Annotated in this window: 13 protein-coding genes; 12 read left to right on the top strand and 1 reads right to left on the bottom strand. The window is 43.8% G+C overall.

What is annotated here, in order from left to right; translation table 11 throughout:
* Positions 1 to 101 precede the first annotated feature (101 nt).
* Both malZ and AAGA51_RS09635 read left to right on the top strand, forming a co-directional pair.
* Positions 102 to 1,943, top strand: coding sequence for a maltodextrin glucosidase (gene malZ, locus AAGA51_RS09640; RefSeq protein ID WP_042481852.1), 1,842 nt, complete (start codon positions 102 to 104; stop codon positions 1,941 to 1,943).
* 198 nt (positions 1,944 to 2,141) lie between these two features.
* Positions 2,142 to 3,605, top strand: a complete 1,464-nt coding sequence (locus AAGA51_RS09635; RefSeq protein ID WP_042481856.1) for a GGDEF domain-containing protein — start codon at positions 2,142 to 2,144, stop codon at positions 3,603 to 3,605.
* 9 nt (positions 3,606 to 3,614) lie between these two features.
* Here the strand turns inward: AAGA51_RS09635 and dusC are convergent, their stop codons facing one another.
* Positions 3,615 to 4,565, bottom strand: coding sequence for a tRNA dihydrouridine(16) synthase DusC (gene dusC / locus AAGA51_RS09630; RefSeq protein ID WP_042481859.1), 951 nt, complete (start codon positions 4,563 to 4,565; stop codon positions 3,615 to 3,617).
* 241 nt (positions 4,566 to 4,806) lie between these two features.
* Between dusC and AAGA51_RS09625 the strand changes: the two genes are divergently transcribed.
* The 10 genes from AAGA51_RS09625 (at position 4,807) to AAGA51_RS09580 (ending at position 20,399) form a co-directional block, all read left to right on the top strand.
* A complete protein-coding gene (locus tag AAGA51_RS09625; protein WP_042481861.1) occupies positions 4,807 to 5,427 on the top strand; it encodes a YecA family protein in 621 nt (206 codons plus the stop codon).
* 140 nt (positions 5,428 to 5,567) lie between these two features.
* Entirely contained in the window at positions 5,568 to 6,164 is a 597-nt protein-coding gene (gene lolA / locus AAGA51_RS09620) for an outer membrane lipoprotein chaperone LolA (RefSeq protein WP_042481864.1), read from the top strand.
* 24 nt (positions 6,165 to 6,188) lie between these two features.
* The gene (locus AAGA51_RS09615; protein ID WP_042481867.1) at positions 6,189 to 7,538 is read left to right on the top strand and encodes a replication-associated recombination protein A; all 1,350 of its coding nucleotides are present in this window, start codon (positions 6,189 to 6,191) and stop codon (positions 7,536 to 7,538) included.
* Positions 7,539 to 7,640: 102 nt separating this feature from the next.
* Complete coding sequence (serS, locus tag AAGA51_RS09610; protein ID WP_042481870.1) at positions 7,641 to 8,948, top strand: serine--tRNA ligase; 1,308 nt, start codon at positions 7,641 to 7,643, stop codon at positions 8,946 to 8,948.
* A gap of 260 nt (positions 8,949 to 9,208) precedes the next feature.
* Positions 9,209 to 13,231, top strand: a complete 4,023-nt coding sequence (locus tag AAGA51_RS09605; protein WP_042481873.1) for a polysaccharide lyase family 8 super-sandwich domain-containing protein — start codon at positions 9,209 to 9,211, stop codon at positions 13,229 to 13,231.
* 270 nt (positions 13,232 to 13,501) lie between these two features.
* Positions 13,502 to 16,123, top strand: a complete 2,622-nt coding sequence (locus AAGA51_RS09600; protein ID WP_042481876.1) for a nitrate reductase — start codon at positions 13,502 to 13,504, stop codon at positions 16,121 to 16,123.
* 16 nt (positions 16,124 to 16,139) lie between these two features.
* Entirely contained in the window at positions 16,140 to 17,012 is an 873-nt protein-coding gene (gene cobA, locus AAGA51_RS09595; protein WP_081878668.1) for a uroporphyrinogen-III C-methyltransferase, read from the top strand.
* A 27-nt stretch (positions 17,013 to 17,039) separates the two neighbouring features.
* Positions 17,040 to 17,993, top strand: a complete 954-nt coding sequence (locus AAGA51_RS09590; protein WP_042481883.1) for a glycosyl transferase family protein — start codon at positions 17,040 to 17,042, stop codon at positions 17,991 to 17,993.
* Positions 17,994 to 18,148: 155 nt separating this feature from the next.
* Positions 18,149 to 18,736, top strand: coding sequence for an ANTAR domain-containing response regulator (locus AAGA51_RS09585; protein ID WP_042481886.1), 588 nt, complete (start codon positions 18,149 to 18,151; stop codon positions 18,734 to 18,736).
* 280 nt (positions 18,737 to 19,016) lie between these two features.
* On the top strand, positions 19,017 to 20,399 hold the full coding sequence (locus AAGA51_RS09580; RefSeq protein WP_042481889.1) for a CmpA/NrtA family ABC transporter substrate-binding protein: 1,383 nt from the start codon (positions 19,017 to 19,019) through the stop codon (positions 20,397 to 20,399).
* Positions 20,400 to 20,420: the final 21 nt, after the last annotated feature.

Here is a 20,420-nt window from a genome sequence, read left to right as displayed (position 1 = left end):
CTTACACTATGCGCAAATCGCTAACTGTGTAAGGAGGATTTTTCTTTTTTAACAAAGAGGTAAGTTAACAAGCAACAGGAATCACATATTAGGGGAGCAGCATGTCTTTACCTTTCGCTTTTCATGCCCAAACATCCGACGGTTTATCTTATCAAGATGGTCAACTGACACTTATTCTAAACACAGAGTCTGAGTTGTATCAGAAGGTGTATGTCAGACATGAGCCGGACAACGAAGAATCATTGGTGGAAATGAAGCCCTGTGGAAAGTTAGGGCGCTTAAACCAATGGAGCGCTACCATCCCTGTTAATCCGGATAAATCACTGACTCACTATGTGTTTAAGATGTTGAGTGGCAGTGCGCAACATTGGCTTGATGCCAGAGGCGTGCATAACCGTATCCCACCACGAGAGTATCATTTTAAGTATGACGCTTTGTATCAGCCTCCAGAATGGGTAAAAGAGCAGGTTTTCTATCAAATATTTCCTGATCGTTTCTGCAAAGGTAATCCTGACATCAGTGTTAAGACAAATGAATATTCTGTTCGCGGCGGGAAACGTAATGTGATTGCTAAACAGTGGGGCGAGCCCGTCAGTTCTCACGACTCATATGGTTCTTTGGAATTCTATGGTGGCGATTTAGCAGGTGTCAGAAGCAAGTTAGACTACCTAGAGCAACTTGGTATCACTACGGTCTATCTGAATCCTATTTTTACCTCATTGAGTAATCATAAATATGACACGACGGATTACTTTAATGTTGATCCTCATCTAGGAACCAATGAAGAGTTTGCTCAGCTATGCGCTGAGATTCATCAGCGTGGAATGAAGGTTGTGCTTGATGCCGTATTCAATCATACCTCTGCTGAACATCCTTGGTTTGACCGCTTCAACCATTATGAAAATGGTGCGTATTGCTCTGAGAAGTCTCCTTATCGTGACTATTACCTGTTCGATCAAGATAATCACTACGCCTGTTGGAAAGGTGTTGAAAACTTACCCGTGTTGAACTTCTTAAACGAAGAGGTGCGTGATTATATTTATCAGGGCAAGGATTCAGTGATCAAACACTGGCTTCGCCCGCCTTATTCAATTGATGGATGGCGTTTTGATGTGATTCATATGCTAGGTGAGGGTTCAGGAGCCATCAACAATGCCTACTATGTAAAACAGTTCCGCGATTCGGTGAAACAAGAGAATCAGCAAGCTTATGTTTTAGGCGAACACTTCTTTGAAGCGACACAATGGCTACAGGGAGACCAAGAAGACGGAGCGATGAACTACTACGGTTTTGCGCATCCGGTTCTAGCTTGGCTCACGGGGCAAGATATTGCTTATGACCCTATTTCCATTAGCGCAGAGGAATTTGTTGAGTGGATTGTTGAAGCTCAGGCAAAAGTGCCTTGGCTGAATCAATTGGCACAGCTTAATCAACTGGACAGCCACGACACTATGCGTTGGGCAACCTCGGTTAATGGTGACGATGCATTGATTGAAATAGGTTTAGTGTTGTTGATGACCATGGTTGGTACACCATGTATTTACTATGGTACTGAGGTGAATCTGCAAGGTGGTTTAGACCCTGATAATCGTCGTTGTTTTCCTTGGGAAGAGACTGAGAACTCTATGCAAATAGAGCGATTCAAAAAGCTCGTAGCAATGAGAAGAAATCATCTGGCATTACAACAAGGTGCTTTGCAGATTTTGTATGCTCAAGATGGTTGTATTGCATATGCTCGAGTCTTTGGCGGAGAAGTTATCTTGGTTGTGATAAACGCCTCTGATGTACCTCAGTCTATGTCTGTTCCAATCTGGAAGTTGGGGATTGAGAGCGGCAAGGTCATTTGTTCTAAATCCGGTAATGAAATGGAAGTCGTTTCGGGCAACCTGTCGGTGGAAGTTGGCAGTAAGGCTTATCTTATGGGAATGAGCACGAAGCCTTGATTGTTTACTTATAAAAATGAATCAGTTACTTAATTTCGGCTTTCTCGACACTAAGCCGCTGCTGCAATATTGAGATACATCTAAAAGAGGCGTAGCGGCTTGGAATAACGATACAATATGCATATAAAAAAAGTGTTAAGTGTACTAATCTGTTGATTGAAAAGATTTCCCTACTTGGTATTGGTTTGAAGAAAATATATGCAGCCGAAGAAAAACTACAAAAAAATCGTTATTTTTGGACCACTGATTTTGGTTTTCGCTATTTTGTCGATGATGGTTTACTCGTATTTAATGGTGTTGAACCAGCAGATCACCAGTGAATATAGAAATGTGAATGCCATGCTGCAACGAGCGGGGAAAATACTAGTCGCACTGGATTACGGTTTTAGCAGTTACTATGAGTCCACATTAACAGAGGCAACAGATTTTAATATTGAAGTGGTCAATGGCGTTTGCCAACTCTCCCCTAAAGAGTCGCTGATGATTACTAAGAATCTTGCCCATTCCTCTCCGCCAATTAACATCAGTTACATGATGATAGGCGATGAAAAGTACTGTAACGCTTCGAGTGATGTGACTGAATTAGCCTTAAGGAAAGTCACTCTGGCACCCATCATTTCATTTCTTCATGACCTCGATGATTATGTTATCGGCGTTCATTATCTTGATGAACATGGCTTTATCATCTCTTCACCTAAAGAAGCCATTCAAGGTATCACCCAAGAGCAACTAAAAACCGTCAGGCTACGCAATTTCTGGCAAGAAGCATCACAAAATCCGGACGTTATTTCTGTAATAGGACCGAGTGCGTTTAGTGAAGTGCTGATGCAAAGAAATAACATGACATTAGCAATGCCCGTTTTTGAGAACGCGGTCTTTAAAGGTGTGGTTGTACTCGATGTCAGCGTCGATAAGCTTATCGGAGATTTATCTCCCGTGGCAGGGAAGATCAGGTTAGTACGCACAGAATCGCTGCCGACCGATGGTTCAGCGTATTTGCCACACAAGTTGGAAGTCAGCTACACCAACATGGACCATTATCTCTACTACCACTGGGATTGGCGTGCCGAAATCACGCAGTTTGTGGATGAAATGAGTATGAGTTTGGCGGTAGTTTTGCTTTCCTACTTAGTGACTGTTATTGGCGTCTTACATCTTGGTACTCGAGTTGAAAAGAGCTATTACGCTGATTTAGCTTCGCATGATCCTATGACAGGTGTTCTCAACAGAAGGGGAATGGAAGAGTTCCTGCGCGGAAAATATCACCAGCAGTATTTGTCCATAGCTATACTGGATATCGATAATTTTAAATCGATCAATGACACCTACGGTCATGACGTCGGGGATGATGTTATTTGCTATCTCGGCGAACAAATAGAAAAAAGTATCCGTAATACTGATGCGGTAGCGCGTTTCGGTGGAGAAGAATTCGTGGTTTATTTAACGGGTGATGATAGCGACGTTCTGAAAAAGATTATGCTGCGTGTGAAAGATGCAATTACTAGTCAGTCTTCTAAAGTGGTCGAGAATGGTTTTACCGTTTCGGGTGGTGTAGAGATTATACAAAGTGACAAAGGCTGCGATTTCGACAAGCTGTTCAAAATCGCAGACGAGAAGCTTTATCAAGCCAAAACAACGGGTAAAGATAAACTGGTGTTTTAATAGGTGGAGTTAAGCGTAAAGCGCGTCTCTATATCGCTTTAAGTGATCAACCATTGCATCAACATCATTTTTGATACGAATCTCTCTGAATAGATCTGCTGCGTCAGGATAAGCCTGACGCAGATAGGAAAACCACTGTTTCACTCGGTTTGGATAGTATTTGGCCTTATCACCATTTACTTCGTATTCAGAGTATTTAATCAGCAGTTCCACCACCTCATTCCAAGACATAGGCTCGTGATTATGTTTCACCATATTACCTAAGTTTGGAATGTTCAGCGCACCACGGCATACCATCAGGGAATCGACACCTGTGGTTTTGATACAATCCTGACCGTCTTGATAACTCCATACTTCGCCATTCGCTATAAGCGGTACAGAGGTTTTCTGACGGATTTTATCAATGTATTCCCATTTGATTTCACTTGCTTTATAGCCGCCCATTTTGGTTCGAGCATGAATGGTTAGCTCATCGGCTTTGGCTTGGGACACTGCATCAACGATCTCGTAGCAGTCATCAGGGTTTTCCCAGCCAAGACGGATTTTAGCTGAAACTGGGATGTGTGCTGGAACTGCCTCTCTACACGCTTTGACAACTTGATAGATAAGTTCTGGCTGTTGCAATAGAGCAGCCCCGCCTTTGCTTTTATTGACGGTTTTCGCTGGGCATCCGAAGTTAAGGTCGATACCGTATGCACCTAGGCTTGCGGCGCGAACGGCATTTTCTGCCATCCAAACAGGCTCTTGTCCAAGCAACTGAACTTTGACAGGTACACCAGATTTAGTCGCAGAACCTTGTTTTAGCTCTGGACAGAGACGATAGAACATATGATCTGGTAGCGTTTGATCGATGACACGTACAAACTCAGTGACGCAGAAATCATAGTCATTGATTTCTGTCAGCATTTCACGCATCAGGCTATCTAATACGCCCTCCATCGGGCCTAAAACAACTCGCATACTAAGATCTTATTACTACTGTCTAAAATGGAGGCGAGATTGTAGAGGTATGGCGATGAAATGTCACGAAATCCGCACTAGGCCTTTGTTCGCTAACTTGGCGAGATGTCCTGAAAGTAATTGAATGAGAGTTTATGAAGGTAATCTGGAGAAAGTTCGGGAGATACGCACGAGAACTTATTGGTAAGTTCAGGTTATAATGCGGAAACAATCAAAATTATCAAAAGCTAGAAGAGTTTAAATGAGTTATCAATTTGTGAATCTAAGTTCAGTGGATCGCAGCGAATCGCCTGCTTTTATCGAAGGTGTTGTTCTGGTTGCAAACTTAGCAACAAAGCCTTTAGATCCTGAAACATGGTTAAGTTCAGTATTTGGCGACCGAGCTGAAACTTTAAAGACTCTGATTACCGATCAAATCAATGCTCAATATCACGAGCTTAAGCTCAACGAATATGGTTTGCTCTCTATGCTCGATCAACAAGATTCTGGTTTTGACGAAGCGTTAGCGGACTTTGCTGAAGGCTTTATGACATTGTGGCCAACCATTGAGCCTTCGTGGCAAGAAGTGGCAACATCAGATGGCTCGATTCGAATGCTACAAGCTCTGCTGACAACGCTAATGCTTGCTATTGACGAAGAACAGACCCACGAGCAAATGAAACAAGCGGGTTTCACTGACCTGCCAAAACTCGAAAATATGGTGAAGCAATTGGATCTGATGATTCACGAAGTTGCTTTAGCCGCTGATGAAGCCATGATTGGTGCAAAAGCGCAGAACGTAAACCCATATAAAGATATCGGTCGCAATGAAATTTGCCCATGCGGAAGCGGAAAGAAGTTTAAGCACTGTTGCGGAAACTAAGCCTCTTTTTCAGGTTTTACAGCAGCGCTAACTTTCGTTAAAAGTGGCGAGATTCGAACTTTTTCCACACAAGGTTGACATAACAAGGAAGAATCTTAGATATAACTTCCTTACATGAATTGGCTAGGAGCCGAATAGCAATGAAAAAATGGTTAGCTCTTTTATTCTGTAGTTTCTCTGTATTGGCGACACCTAAAGAGAATTTAAGTGAGCGTCTTGCACTGACGGATGGGTTTAGCGCCAAGTTTGAACAACAAGTTATCAGCCCAGATGGCGAAATAGTAATGGATGGTAGTGGTTTAGTGGATATCGCACGTCCAAGTCTTTTCCGTTGGGAAACACTTGATCCTGACGAAAACTTACTGGTTTCTGATGGCGAATCTCTCTGGTATTACAGCCCATTTATCGAACAGGTCACCATCTATAACCAAGAACAAGCGATGGAGCAGACACCATTTGTATTGCTTACTCGCAACCGCACCAGTGATTGGGATGCCTACAAAGTTGAACAAGATAATGATGTGTTTACCTTGACGCCAACGGCTGTTGAATCAAATCAGGGGCAATTTCAAATTACGATTGATGAAAAAGGTGTGGTAAAAGGATTTAATGTATTAGAACAAGATGGTCAGAAAAGCCTGTTTAGTTTTAATGATGTAAAACAACAGAAGCCTGCAATGAATCGATTCACATTTGATGTTCCTAAAGGCGTGGAAGTTGATGACCAACGTAACTAACGATGGATCTAGGTAATTGGTACAGTGAGTAACTACTCTTTAGATTTTTCAGGGGACGAAGATTTTCGTCCCCTTGCCGCACGTATGCGTCCGCAAACCGTTGACCAGTATATTGGTCAGCAACACATATTGGGTGTCGGTAAGCCATTGCGTAAGGCTCTGGAAGCAGGACAAATTCACTCAATGATTTTGTGGGGGCCTCCGGGTACCGGTAAAACAACGCTGGCTGAAGTGGCGGCAAATTATGCCAATGCGGAAGTGGAGCGTGTTTCGGCGGTAACCTCTGGTGTTAAAGAGATTCGTCTTGCGATTGAAAAAGCTCGCGAGAATAAGCTGACTGGCCGCCGCACCATCTTGTTTGTCGACGAGGTGCACCGATTTAACAAATCGCAGCAGGACGCTTTTCTACCACATATTGAAGACGGCACTGTGACCTTTATCGGCGCTACGACCGAAAACCCTTCGTTTGAACTTAACAACGCTCTGTTATCGCGAGCGCGTGTTTATAAGCTGACGTCTTTAAGTAAAGAAGAGATTCTTCAGGCGTTGGAACAAGCGGTTAATGATTCAGAGCGAGGCTTAGGCAAAACCAAAGCCGTATTTAAAGATAACGTTTTAGAGCGATTATCAGAGTTGGTGAATGGCGATGCGCGAATGTCGCTCAACTACCTTGAGCTGCTTTATGACATGGCGGAAGAAGATAGTGATGGGAACAAGCTCATTACTTTAAGTCTTCTGGCTGAAGTCGCAGGAGAGAAAGTTTCCCGCTTTGATAACAAAGGTGATATTTGGTACGACTTAATCTCGGCGGTTCACAAGTCCATTCGAGGTTCAAACCCCGATGGAGCCTTGTATTGGGCTGCACGTATGATTTCTGCAGGTTGTGACCCGTTATATATTGCTCGACGTTTATTAGCGATTGCGTCTGAAGATATCGGTAATGCTGACCCGCGAGCAATGCAAGTGGCTTTGTCTGCTTGGGATTGTTTCACTCGTGTCGGGCCTGCCGAGGGCGAGCGAGCCATAGCGCAAGCGATTGTATATTTAGCCTGTGCACCCAAAAGTAATGCCGTCTATTCGGCATGGAAACAAGCATTGTCTGATGCACACAACTTGCCTGAATATGAAGTGCCTCATCATTTGCGAAATGCACCAACCAGTTTGATGAAAGATTTAGGCTATGGTGCTGAATATCGCTATGCTCACGATGAACCCGGTGCCTACGCTGCCGGAGAACGATATTTGCCACCTGAAATGACAGGAACCCGCTATTATCAGCCAACAAATCGAGGCTTAGAAACTAAGATTGGTGAAAAGTTAGATTATCTGGCGGATTTAGACGCAAAAAGCCCACAAAAGCGCTATGAAAAATAGTGTCTTTTCGTTATCTTTGACAAGTTAAAAATTCAATACGTATGGCTTGCTTAAAAAGCAAGCACTTACGTCTTTTCGATACTCAAAAGCATAGGATTAACAATGCTGGATTCTAAATTACTTCGTACAGAGCTGGATGAAACAGCTGCAAAACTGGCACGTCGCGGTTTTAAACTCGACGTCGATACAATTCGTACACTTGAAGAACAACGTAAGTCCATTCAAGTAGAAGTTGAAAATTTACAATCCTCGCGTAACTCGATCTCTAAGCAAATCGGTCAATTGATGTCTAAAGGTGATAAAGAAGGCGCTGAAGAGATCAAAAAGCAGATCGGTACATTGGGTGACGACCTTGATGCTAAAAAAGTTGAATTGGACCAAGTTCAAGCTCAGCTAGATGCGATTACACAAACACTACCAAATATCCCAGATGATTCTGTGCCAGACGGTAAAGATGAAAACGACAACGTAGAAGTTGCGCGTTGGGGCGAGCCAAAGACTTACGACTTTGAATTAAAAGATCACGTAGACCTTGGCGAAATGGGTGATGGTTTAGATTTTGCGAGTGCAACTAAAATTACTGGTGCACGTTTTATCGTAATGAAAGGACAGTTTGCGCGTCTACACCGCGCAATTGCGCAGTTCATGCTAGATCTGCATACAGAACAGCATGGCTACACTGAGATGTACGTTCCTTACCTAGTGAATGCAGACAGCCTATTTGGTACAGGTCAGCTTCCTAAGTTCGGTCAAGACTTGTTCCACACTGAGCCGCTAACTGAAAAAGTGAACGATGAAGAGCCTCGTAAGCTTTCATTGATTCCAACTGCGGAAGTGCCTGTAACAAACCTAGTGCGTGACACCATCACTGATGAAGCTGATCTTCCGTTGAAGATGACAGCTCACACACCATGTTTCCGTTCTGAAGCTGGTTCATATGGTCGTGATACTCGTGGTTTGATTCGTATGCACCAGTTCGACAAAGTTGAGCTAGTACAAATCACTAAGCCTGAAGATTCTATGGCAGCGCTAGAAGAATTAACGGGTCACGCTGAGAAAGTATTACAGCTTCTTGAGCTTCCATATCGTAAAGTCGTGCTATGTACAGGTGACATGGGCTTCGGTTCTCGTAAAACTTACGATTTAGAAGTTTGGGTTCCAGCACAACAGACTTACCGTGAGATTTCTTCATGTTCAAACATGTGGGATTTCCAAGCTCGTCGTATGCAAGCGCGCTTCCGTCGTAAAGGCGAGAAGAAACCTGAACTTGTGCACACACTAAATGGTTCTGGTCTAGCGGTTGGCCGTACAATGGTTGCAATTCTTGAGAATAACCAACTTGCAGATGGTCGCATCGAAATTCCTACAGTGCTTCAGAAGTACATGGGTGGCGCGACTCATATCGGTTAATACTGATTCGCTGATCAGGCAATTACCACTAAACACCGAATTCGAAAGAGTTCGGTGTTTTTTTATGACTTTTCATCGAGACTGATTTTAAAGTATTTGCGAATAGGTTCCTGTTTTTAAACAATTAAACTTAAATAACTAGAACTGCGCCGATGCAAATTAGTTCATAAGTTTACGCATGCTAGGCGACTCAATACCCTCTTCGGAATGTGATCTTAGTGCAAAAAGTTGCACTGATTGTGTTTTGATAAGGAGCTATTGTGAAATCACTTAGACTATCTATTCTCGCCATGTCTATTGGAGCCATTGTTGGCTGCGGTGGTGAAGATTCTTCTGGAACGGATAACAAAACCGAAGCCACTGTTTATCAGGCTGAAGTGGCCGATGAACATCTTCAAGATGCACTTGTTTGGTTGGATTTGAATAACAACTATCAATTAGATGCTGGAGAACCTAACTCATACACAGATTCTACTGGTAACGCATTATTAGATGTAGCTGCGCTCGATAATGTACCTCAAGCGTATTCACTAATTGCATCAGCAATAAAAAATCGCACAATAAACAAAACAACAGGTGAGAAAGTCAGCAAATCTTATTTGATGGTAGCGCCTGCAGGGATTCAAAGGATCTCACCAGTTTCACATCTACTCTACTCCAAGCAAGAAGCGGAAGGTTTAGCTTTTGAACAAGCGACTGCGACGATTGCGGCAATCATTGGTGAGGTTAGCGAGCAGGAGCTGTTAAATTTCCTCAACAAGCAAGAAAATAAAAAGCTTCAAGCTCTGTCTCATAGCTTAGCTAGCGTCATGCCCGAAGCTGAAACCCCATTTACACATCAGCAACTTGTTCAATCTCATCCGGTTTTGGAAAGGGCGGTTGATGCTTTTAACCATAGCGCTGTTAAAACGCTAGAAGCAGATCTCGGACTTGTTAGTGGAGAAAATCCTATATCTGCAGTGTCAGATGAAACGGTAGATCCTAATGCAAGTGAACCAAGTAACAACAAACAGACTCCCGAAGTAGGATTACAGGTGCCTAGCATTCTAGGTTCGCCGTCAATCACCGAAATTGATATTAGCAATTCGAATCAGCCTCAAGAATCAGCACCCGTAAACGCGATAATGCCAACTTTAGAAGTGGCAAGTGAGACGCCAATAGCGGAAAATCAGCTCCCAAATGAGACTCTGCAGATCTCAGAGGTCGTGACAACGGGAACAGATACTCAAGGTACGATGCAGCTTCCAGTGAGTAATCCCCCTGCGCTAGACCAACCTTTAAGTACCGAACAAGGACCTCAGGACAGCACTTCATCTGGTGTTGTGACTGAGACAGAAACAACGGGAAATAGCCTTCCAAACGAGACTCTGCAGATCTCAGAGGTCGTGACAACGGGAACAGATACTCAAGGCACGACACAGCTTCCAGAGAGTAATCCCTCTGCGCCAGACCAACCTTTAAGTACCGAACAAGGACCTCAGGACAGCACTTCATCTGGTGTTGTGACTGAAACAGAAACAACGGGAAACAGCCTCCCAAATGAAATTCCACCAACAGTAGAACCAGTAACAACAGGAACGGGTACTGAAGCGACAACACAAAATTCTCCTCCCAATAACGCTGATGTGCAGACTCTTGAAACTCAGGCCGTTACAGATTTAGGCACACTGCTTACTAGAATCTCGAAGGATCTTGTTTCAGCAGAAGAAGGAAGTGCGCAAGCTCAATCTAAGAGTTTAGACGCTTTGGCATCGGAGCTTATTTTCGGCTTACAAGCGGATGGTCGTTGGTTGGATATAGATTATGAGCGAACAAATAACTATCGATGGCCAGCAGAGCAGCATTTAAAAAGGTTGGAAACAATCGCCGCTGCGTTTCGTAAAACTAACAATCAACAATATAAGCTGGTTGCAAACAAGGCTTTAAATTTCTGGTTAATCACCAAACCGGTTATGACAGGATGGTGGAGTGATTACGGAGAGTTCCACTCACTGGCAAAGGTTGCCTTCTTATTGAGTGATGGTTTACAGGTAGACTTAAAGCAACAAGTTATCAGTCTCCTCGCTAATGCACGTAGCAAGCACCAACAGGGCTTAAATCGAGTTGATGAAGCGGTTACTAGCATATATTACGGTCTGTTGAGTCAGCAAGAATCTCTCTTGAGTACTGGTTTTGAAGAGTTAGCTCAGATAATACTAGATACGGCGATGGATAGTGAATCACCTGATTGGTCGGCATTTTTGAGTCAACAATTGCATAGTGGAAAAACTGGTGAAGAGACTTTTTATTCCATCTTGCGTTGGGCGTACAACGTAAAAGACCTTCCTTGGAAGTTCAGTGAGTACAGTGCTCAAATTTTAGCGAGCATTCTGCTTGACGGTATACGTTGGATGCAGAGCTTTGAACAGTTCGGCTCAGATGTAGTCAGTGGCGAAATTAGTCAGCAAATTGAAACGACTCAGTCTGGAGCAAGTATAAGCAACTTACCTACTAGTATGGATATGGTCGCAGCACTTTTCCCCACTCGTTACGACGAGGCGATAGCCTACAAGGGCCAAGTATATAACAACCAAAATACCGGATTGAATGGCTTTAAACAGTTCTTGCTTGCTGATTCAACGGTGACAGCGACAGATAATTTCATGTTTGGCATTAAAATGGACTCAATGCGTGCCTTACCAGAAGCTGACACCAATAACGAAGCGTATTTGAAATTTTGGTTAGGACTTGGCGGTACGTCGTTAATTCAAACGGGTAAGGAATATGAGAGTCTTAATTCTGTTCTCGATTTTACTAAAATCCCTGGTGTTACTACACCGGAATATCCTCAGGCACCAACATATGATTCAGATACTTTGCGTAATATGGAATTTTATGGAGGAGCTACAAACGGCAAAGTAGGTGTTACAACCGCATCTATAAATATGAGTGCATACCGTGTCGTGGGTAGCGGTCCAACTCAGCAGTATGTTTGGACTCCATCAACGACTGTTCGGGATTATTTATACGCCAATAAGTCTTGGTTCAGTTTTGGTGAACAGATTGTTGTACTTGGGTCTGGCATTAGTTCAACACATTTAGAACCTGTATTTACAACCATCAACCAAACAGCATTGAAAGGACCAGTAACGTTAAGCAACAGAGACAACTTAGTCATGGATAATCACAATGTCTCTGCTTATCCTTGGATACACCATGACGGCGTAGGTTATGTTTTCTGGGATAACTTAGATCGATATGCGGTGATTAAAAAACGGAACGCTACTAATGTTGATGGTACTTCAATAAGCAAAGATGTCTTTACTTTAACTATCCCGCATGGTTCTGAACCTAAGGACAAGTCGTATCAATATATTATTTTGCCGAACATAGATGTCCAGAAAACGTCTGAGTACCAACAGAATATACCGGTCAAAGTACTGTCCAACACAAGGGGAATTCATGCTGTTGAAGATACGGGAAAAAACATTATTAGTGCAGTATTCTTCGTTGCTAGTGAGTTAGAAGTATCTCCAGAATTTAAACTGAAGGTCGATTCTACATGTATTGTGATGCTGGATAGAAGTGGTATTAATACGAAGGTAACAGTGTCCACTCCGGCTATAGCCTATAGAGGTATCAACATTACAATTACGGCCAACGGTGTGGCGAAAACTCAACGGATTGTAACACCGGGTGGTGAACAAGCGGGCAGTAGTGTTTCATTTGAGTTTGAATCAATTCAGGATTACTACGCAATAGATGATCCTAAAGCGTCTAAGGCGTATACGACTTACTTACCAGTTGAGGACGTGTTTGTTCAAGGTGGTGCTAACGCAACAACCCAATACGGCTTACTTGGTTACATGCAACTGAAAAATGGTACAGCGGATCATAAGCGCCAAAGTCTAATTCGGTATGATTTATCAAGAGTTAACAACCAACTAGTAAGTAAAGCAACCCTAAGATTGTTTGTTCGGGGCATCAGAAGTGATGGAGCACTCGAGCGCTCAATCGTCGCAAGATTAGTCAACACAGCCGATTGGAATGAGCACAACACAACCTATAGTACATTCCCTAAAGTGACGATGATCAAAGAGTCTCCCCCGACTTATTTAGGTAAAGAGGCACAAGGGCAATGGATTGATATCGATGTGACAGATTTGATTCGTGCCATTCAACCAGATCAGAATGATAACCTAGTGTTTGAGCTCATTGACTTAACGCAAGATTACTTTGATGACTATGTCAGTTTTGCGACTAAAGAATTTGGCTATAAAGGCCCACAGTTAATTTTGGAATAAGTCGTAAGCAACAACAAGGTGGATACTTCTTTGGGGTTAGTGTGTTCGTTACTGTTTGGCGCAGGCTTGCACACTGTTAGTGCGTAATCAGCGAACTTCAATTAGTTAACATTATGATTTATAGTGATATTTTTGTTGGCATTCGTATTGCTATAACAAGTCTAAGCAAATCTGATTAAAGTTAACTTGCACAAGTTAACCGTTATAGGCAAAGACGCCTTACTTCCCTGAGAAGTAAGGCGTCTTTTTATTTGTCATAAGGAAGTGATGATGGCAGTAAACAAAATTCAAACGACATGCCCATACTGCGGTGTCGGCTGTGGTGTGGTGGCAAATAAAGATTCAATTGTGGGTGACAAGCAACATCCTGCCAATCAGGGCGCTCTATGTGTCAAAGGCTCAGCATTAAAAGAGAGCTTAGCAATGCCATCCCGTCTCCTTTATCCCAAGATGCAAGGAAAAGAGATTTCTTGGGATCAGGCGAGTAATGAGATAGCGCAAAGAATCCATCAAGCAATACAGATGCACGGTCCAGACTCTGTGGCTATGTATGTTTCGGGGCAAATACTGACTGAAGATTACTACGTGGCGAACAAGTTAATGAAGGGGTATGTAGGTAGTGCAAATATAGATACCAATTCACGACTTTGCATGTCCTCTGCTGTGGCGGCACATGTGCGCGCTTTTGGAGAAGATGTCGTTCCGGTAAATTACGCAGACATTGCTCATGCTGATTTACTTGTTTTGATTGGTGCCAATACCGCATGGACTCACCCAGTACTGTTTAGGCGTATTCAACAAGCACGTGAAAACAATCCTGATTTGAAACTGGTGGTCATTGACCCAAGAAGAACCGTCACCGCTGAACAGGCAGACTTGCACCTTGCAATCGAAAATGATGGTGACGTCTTGCTGTACAACGGTTTGCTCCGCTTTCTGATAGACCAGAATGCGTTGGATGAAGGTTTCATTGATGCTTCAACAGAAGGCTTTTCTGAGCAGGTAGAAGAAGTGAAGTCGGAGCAATACCGGTTAGAAAATGTGGCTCGCGCTTTAAACTTAACCCTTAATGAAGTGACGACTTTCTATCGCTGGTTTAGCCATAAAGCAAAAGCATTGACTCTGTTTTGTCAGGGTATCAATCAGTCTGAATCTGGTGTCGATAAAGCCAACGCAATTATCAATGCACACCTTGCCAGCGGAAAAATCGGCAAACAAGGATGTGGGCCATTCTCCCTTACCGGGCAACCGAATGCGATGGGCGGTAGAGAAGTCGGTGGGCTAGCAAACCAGCTCGCGGTACATCGTGGTTTTGACACTGAATCGGTACGTTTGGTCAAAGAGTATTGGCAATCACCATCGATTGCCGCCAAACCGGGCCTCAAGGCTGTTGAACTTTTTGAAGCTGTCGAAGCAGGGAAAATCAAGGTGCTGTGGATTATGGCAACCAACCCCGTTGTTTCGTTACCGAATAGCGACCAAGTTCGCCGAGCATTGAAAGGTTGTGACTTTGTGGTGGTGTCTGACATTACTGAACAAAGTGATGTGGCAGAGTACGCTGACCTTGTGTTACCAGCCGCAGGTTGGGGCGAAAAACAGGGGATGGTGACGAACTCTGAGCGTCGTATGTCTCGTCAGCGCGCGTTTCTACCGGCACCGGGAGAAGCAAAACCTGATTGGTGGGCGGTGACTCAAGTAGGGAAAAAACTGTGCACAAAGTTGAACTGTGAATCTGGATTTGAGTTCGACAGTGAAGCGGCTGTTTTTCGTGAGTTCGCGGGTCTTAGTGCCATTAACACTAACTCAAATTATCTGTTCGATCTCTCTAAATTCGCTTCTATAAGCGATGAAGAGTATGCGAACTGGCAACCGACGCAGTGGCCGTTAGAAAAAGAAGCGCCTTACCATGATGGCGTGTTTTCTACCCCTTCGGGTAAAGCTCAATTTGTTGCGGTAACCGCACCTTCGACGGTGATGAATGGCTGGTGGCTCAACACCGGTAGATTGCGTGATCAGTGGCATACCATGACGCGAACAGGTCATATCGCAAAACTCGCTGCGGGAGAAGTTGAGCCAACAATTTACGTCAACAAACTCAGCGCAGAAACCATAGGACTACAAGAGGGTTATTGCGCTGCGATACGCGGCATCTCAGATGAATCCGATTCGTGTATTTTTGCCAAGGTGAAATTTGATGACGGGCTCAGCGGTAAACAGCTATTTATGTCGATGCATTGGGCGGGGCGTTATGGTGGACAGTCTCAAGTTAACCGAACGGTTTCAAGTGTGGTCGACCCTATTTCAGGTCAGCCTGCATTCAAATCTTCAAACGTGCATATTGCTGCCGTGCAGATGCAAAGTTATGGCATCTATGTTGGGCAGGAAAGAGTTTTACCTAGTTGCGATTACAGTAGCTATCAACTGGATGACAATGCTGCTGTTACACGTTTTGCCAACCTTACTAAATTGGATAAATCGATGTTTTCTGTCGGCCAAGGAGAAAAGGTTTTCCGTTGGGATCTGCCTCAAGGCTGGATGATGGTGATAGGCCGTCAAACTGGTAATCAACAGCAGATGACGGTTACGGGTGTATTGCTCATTTCTCCGCAACCACTGGAGCAAGATTACACGGCAATCACAGCCTTAATCGGCAAGCCACTAAGCTTGAGCTCTATTATCTCGATTGCGGGAGAAAAGGCGCAAAGCCAGTTGGTATGCAGCTGTTTTAGAGTGACTGATAAGCAGATTCAAACCGCCATAGAAGAGGACGGGTGTGTATCGTTAAATCAACTCCAATCCAAACTTAAATGTGGCTCGAATTGCGGTTCATGCCTTCCGGAAGTCAACAAAATTCTTAAAAGCTATCAGACGATTGCTGTGAGCAAGGCATAAGGAATTTGCTATGAAAATGAGATCAAATACGACTGCTCAAACACGAGAAAGCTTCACGGTTCATGAGCGCCATTATTGTGATACACCTAATTTGTCGCGCCGCAGTCCTTCGAATGGAAAACAAGGTTTTGTCTATCTGGTTGGTGCAGGACCAAACGACCCTGATTTATTAACGGTGAAAGCATTGAAAGTCATTCAAACCGCGGATGTTGTGGTGTATGACCGCTTAGTTGGACGCGAGATACTCGACCTTGTTAATCCCGATGCAGAAATGGTCTATGTGGGTAAACGGTGTGGATTGCCAAGCCTTAAACAGGAGGAAACCAACCGCTTGCTGGTAGAGTTTGCCCAAAAAGGACTGCAAGTTGTGCGTTTAAAAGGTGGCGATCCGTTCATTTTCGGCCGTGGGGGGGAAGAAGCACTGGAATTGGTTAAGCACAATATCGCTTATCAAGTGATTCCGGGGATTACTGCTGCTATCGGTTGCTCTTCAAGCGCTCTGATCCCTTTGACGCATAGACAAGTCTCTCGCAGTGTTACACTGATTACAGGTCAAGTGGTCACCGGAGCTCTTCCTGCATGGGCGGGTCTGGTGGCTAGCGGTCAAACTCTGGTTTTTTATATGGGACTGGAGAATGCAAGTTCGATACAAGAAGGATTAATTCAGCATGGTCTATCGGCGGACACTCCGGTTGCTGTGGTTGGACAAGGCTGCTCCGTTAATCAAACGGTTGTTACCTTTGAGCTTCATCAGCTCACACAAACAGCAAATGATCTAAAAGGACTAAGTCCTGCATTGATTATTATGGGCGATGTGGTCAAGCTTAGAGAACAGTTAATTCAAACCGCACAAGCGACACGTTTTCAAACGGAGTCTGCGCATCTATAAGCTTTATTTGTAAGCGATGAGGTTGTCATGAGCATAATAAAAGAGTGTATTCGAACAGTAGGACGAGGGGATCGAGGACGAAAACCGCTCACATTTGATCAAGCATTTCAGGTGATGGATGAGTACCTCAATGGCGAGTGCGATGATGATCAAATGGCGATGCTTTTAATGCTGATTCGAGTCCAAAATGAAACCAATGACGAAATCGCTGGTTTTGTAAAAGCATTCCAATCGCGTGTTCCTAATCTTGGGGCAGATATCGACTGGCCATGCTATGCGGGAAAACGTGCAACCGCTGGTAAACCTTGGCATCTGTTGGCGGCAAAAATCCTCGCCGATAACGGTTTTAAAGTGCTGCTTCATGGTTATAACGATAAGCCAGCTTCACGTGAACATGCTGAAGACTATCTGCCCGCACTCGGCATTCCTATGGCGTCAAACACGGAACACGCACAACTGCTCTTGCAGACAGGAAGCATTGCTTATTTGCCTCTGAATGCTTTCGCGCCACAAGCAGAGTTAATGATCAGTTGGAAAAACCGCTATGGGTTAAGAACTCCCATTAATACTGTTGTTCGAGCGCTCAATCCCGGTGGAGGCAAGATTGGTATTCGCGGTAGTTTTCATCCCGGTTTCCAACAGCTGCATGCAGAAGTCGAACATGTCATCGGTAAAACGTCACACTCGGTTATCTCATTTAAAGGGGTGTCTGGGGAATCGGAATACAACCCTAAAGTCAGCCAGACAGTTTGGCTAAGCCAGCCTTCAGGCGTAGAGTCTTTTTATTGGCCAGAACAGTACGTTTCAGAAATTGAGACGGTAGCAAACTGCCCGATGAATACGCCACAAGAAGACCTGCAGATGATGGCAAATACCGTGGTTTCGACCATGGCAGCTGTGCTGTTTGCGCAGTCCCATGATAGAGAAAAGGCGTATGAAACCGCGTATATGTTCTGGAAAGCGCACGTACTCAATCATTAATCTGTGTTTTGCTTATTTCGATATACTCATAAAGTGGTAATTATTTTAAATGAATTATTCTAATTATTTGTTTTTATTGAATTAAATTTTAATTAATTAGATTGGTACATTCCTTGCTCAATTGATTATAGGGTTCGATCAAACAGGGAATGGTTATGTCACCTTCAACAGTATCTCAGCCAGTCATTGTATGTAGTGACAGTATTAGTGACCAAGCAGATATCAGCGCCAAATTGGCGCTGCATTACGACCATATATTAGCTTGTCAGCTTGTACAGTTAGAGAAGATGGTTGGGCGTGAAAGCAGCTCAATTGTGGTGGTCTCTTGGCGTCAGCCAACGGCGGAGTTACGCCTGATAGTTGAGTTTTGCAAGAGCAAGAAAATCCCACTTCTTGTTATTCTTAAACAGCTAAATTCAAATGATATCAATAGACTACCTCAGTCTAATGATTTCGTTATTCTTCCTTTTGATTCTTCATTTGATCTCAAACCTTGGATTGATTATTCAATTCAGGTTCGTGATCAAAGCGTTGCGTTGCAACAAGAAATACAACTGTTGACGGCAAAATTGGAAGAGAGAAAGTGGATTGAAAAAGCCAAAGGATTGCTGATGAGGATGCATGCTATCGATGAAGAAAACGCTTATCGCGTATTAAGAAGCTCTGCGATGCAATCCAGTTTATCTATGGCGCAAGTTGCGAAGAACGTGATTCATACCTTCGATAGTATCAATGGTAATTAATACTTTGGGGGTAGAAGAAAATTGTTGATTTGGTGCAGGTTGCACTTAGAAATGCAGTGTAATTAGTATAAATCTAAATGTTTTAAGTTAAGTGATTGAAAAATATTAAATATAAAAGATGGCATACAAATTGGATTACTATTTGTAGATAAATTTAAAGTATGACTTCTGACATCATCAACGGCGGTGATGAAAGAAATAGCAAAGGCGCTACTGCTCAATCGGGCAGTAGCGCCTTTTTTGTGTTTTGGGATTCGTTATAAGGAAAGGGAGTATTGCGATGCAATATATCAAGCCATGGATGCGCACTTTAGTGCTCGGCGCTTCACTTGCAACTTCAGCTTCACTGCTCAGTGCCACTGCTCATGCAGAAATTGGTGAGCCGGAAATTGAAGATCTTAAGTTCGGATTTATTAAGCTGACTGATATGGCACCCCTCGCGGTGGCCTACGAGCAAGGCTATTTCGAAGATGAAGGCTTATACGTCACGTTAGAAGCGCAAGCGAACTGGAAAGTTCTGTTAGACCGAGTGATAGATGGTGAATTGGATGGTGCACATATGCTGGCTGGCCAGCCTCTCGGCGCAACCATTGGCATTGGCACCAAAGCAGAAGTAGTGACGGCATTTAGCATGGATTTGAACGGTAATGCGATTACTGTCTCCAATAACACTTGGGAGCAAATGAAGCCATTCCTTGCGAAAGAAAGTGACGGGAAAATTGCTCACCCGATTAAAGCAGACGCTTTGAAGCCTGTTATCTCTAAGTATCGTGACGAAGGTAAGTCGTTCAACATGGGGATGGTATTTCCTGTCTCCACTCATAACTACGAACTGCGTTATTGGTTAGCTGCGGGTGGTATCAATCCGGGTTATTACGCTCCAACGACAGGTGATAACAGCGGTCAGCTAAAAGCCGATGTGCTGTTAAGTGTCACTCCTCCTCCACAAATGCCATCCACTATGGAAGCGGGCACAATTCAGGGCTATTGCGTAGGCGAACCATGGAACCAGCAGGCGGTGTTCAAAGGTATCGGCGTTCCAGTGGTGACGGACTACGAGATCTGGAAAAACAACCCAGAGAAAGTTTTCGGTGTGTCTAAAGCATGGGCAGATAAATACCCAAACACCCATCTGCGAGTGGTGCGAGCTTTGATTCGTGCAGCGTATTGGTTAGATGAAGGCAACAATGCTAACCGACAAGAAGCGGTAAAACTTTTGGCGAAAAGTCAGTATGTGGGTGCAGATGCAGAAGTCATTGCCAACTCTATGACAGGTACCTTTGAGTACGAAAAAGGAGATAAGCGCGATGTACCTGATTTCAACGTTTTCTTCCGTCATAACGCCACTTATCCGTACTACAGCGATGCGATTTGGTACCTCACTCAGATGCGTCGTTGGGGACAAATTCCAGAGCAGCAGTCTGATGATTGGTACATGAGCATCGCCAAAGAAGTGTATCGCCCAGACATCTATCAACAAGCTGCTCAGTCTTTGATTGAAGATGGCACGTTATCGGCGAAGGATTTCCCAGATTTCAAACAGATGGATGGATTCCGCGCTCCGCAGAAACACTTCATCGACAACATCGTATATGACGGCCGTCAACCGAATGCCTATCTGGAGAAGTTCTCTATTGGTTTAAAAGGCAAAGACAAAGTTTAAGCCTCACGCTTGGAGGCTCTG

This window comes from Vibrio diazotrophicus (assembly GCF_038452265.1).
Classification (GTDB): domain Bacteria; phylum Pseudomonadota; class Gammaproteobacteria; order Enterobacterales; family Vibrionaceae; genus Vibrio; species Vibrio diazotrophicus.
Note: the sequence above shows the minus strand (reverse complement) of the source record. Positions and strands in the feature narration are given on the sequence as shown.

Excerpts from the sequence above, each read along its gene's own strand:
- AAGA51_RS09580 (WP_042481889.1), top strand. The coding sequence starts at position 19,017 with ATGCAATATATCAAGCCATGGATGCGCACTTTAGTGCTCGGCGCTTCA.
- serS (WP_042481870.1), top strand. The coding sequence starts at position 7,641 with ATGCTGGATTCTAAATTACTTCGTACAGAGCTGGATGAAACAGCTGCA.
- lolA (WP_042481864.1), top strand. The coding sequence starts at position 5,568 with ATGAAAAAATGGTTAGCTCTTTTATTCTGTAGTTTCTCTGTATTGGCG.
- AAGA51_RS09635 (WP_042481856.1), top strand. The coding sequence starts at position 2,142 with ATGCAGCCGAAGAAAAACTACAAAAAAATCGTTATTTTTGGACCACTG.
- AAGA51_RS09625 (WP_042481861.1), top strand. The coding sequence starts at position 4,807 with ATGAGTTATCAATTTGTGAATCTAAGTTCAGTGGATCGCAGCGAATCG.
- AAGA51_RS09590 (WP_042481883.1), top strand. The coding sequence starts at position 17,040 with ATGAGCATAATAAAAGAGTGTATTCGAACAGTAGGACGAGGGGATCGA.
- AAGA51_RS09585 (WP_042481886.1), top strand. The coding sequence starts at position 18,149 with ATGTCACCTTCAACAGTATCTCAGCCAGTCATTGTATGTAGTGACAGT.
- AAGA51_RS09600 (WP_042481876.1), top strand. The coding sequence starts at position 13,502 with ATGGCAGTAAACAAAATTCAAACGACATGCCCATACTGCGGTGTCGGC.
- malZ (WP_042481852.1), top strand. The coding sequence starts at position 102 with ATGTCTTTACCTTTCGCTTTTCATGCCCAAACATCCGACGGTTTATCT.
- cobA (WP_081878668.1), top strand. The coding sequence starts at position 16,140 with ATGAGATCAAATACGACTGCTCAAACACGAGAAAGCTTCACGGTTCAT.
- dusC (WP_042481859.1), bottom strand. The coding sequence starts at position 4,565 with ATGCGAGTTGTTTTAGGCCCGATGGAGGGCGTATTAGATAGCCTGATG.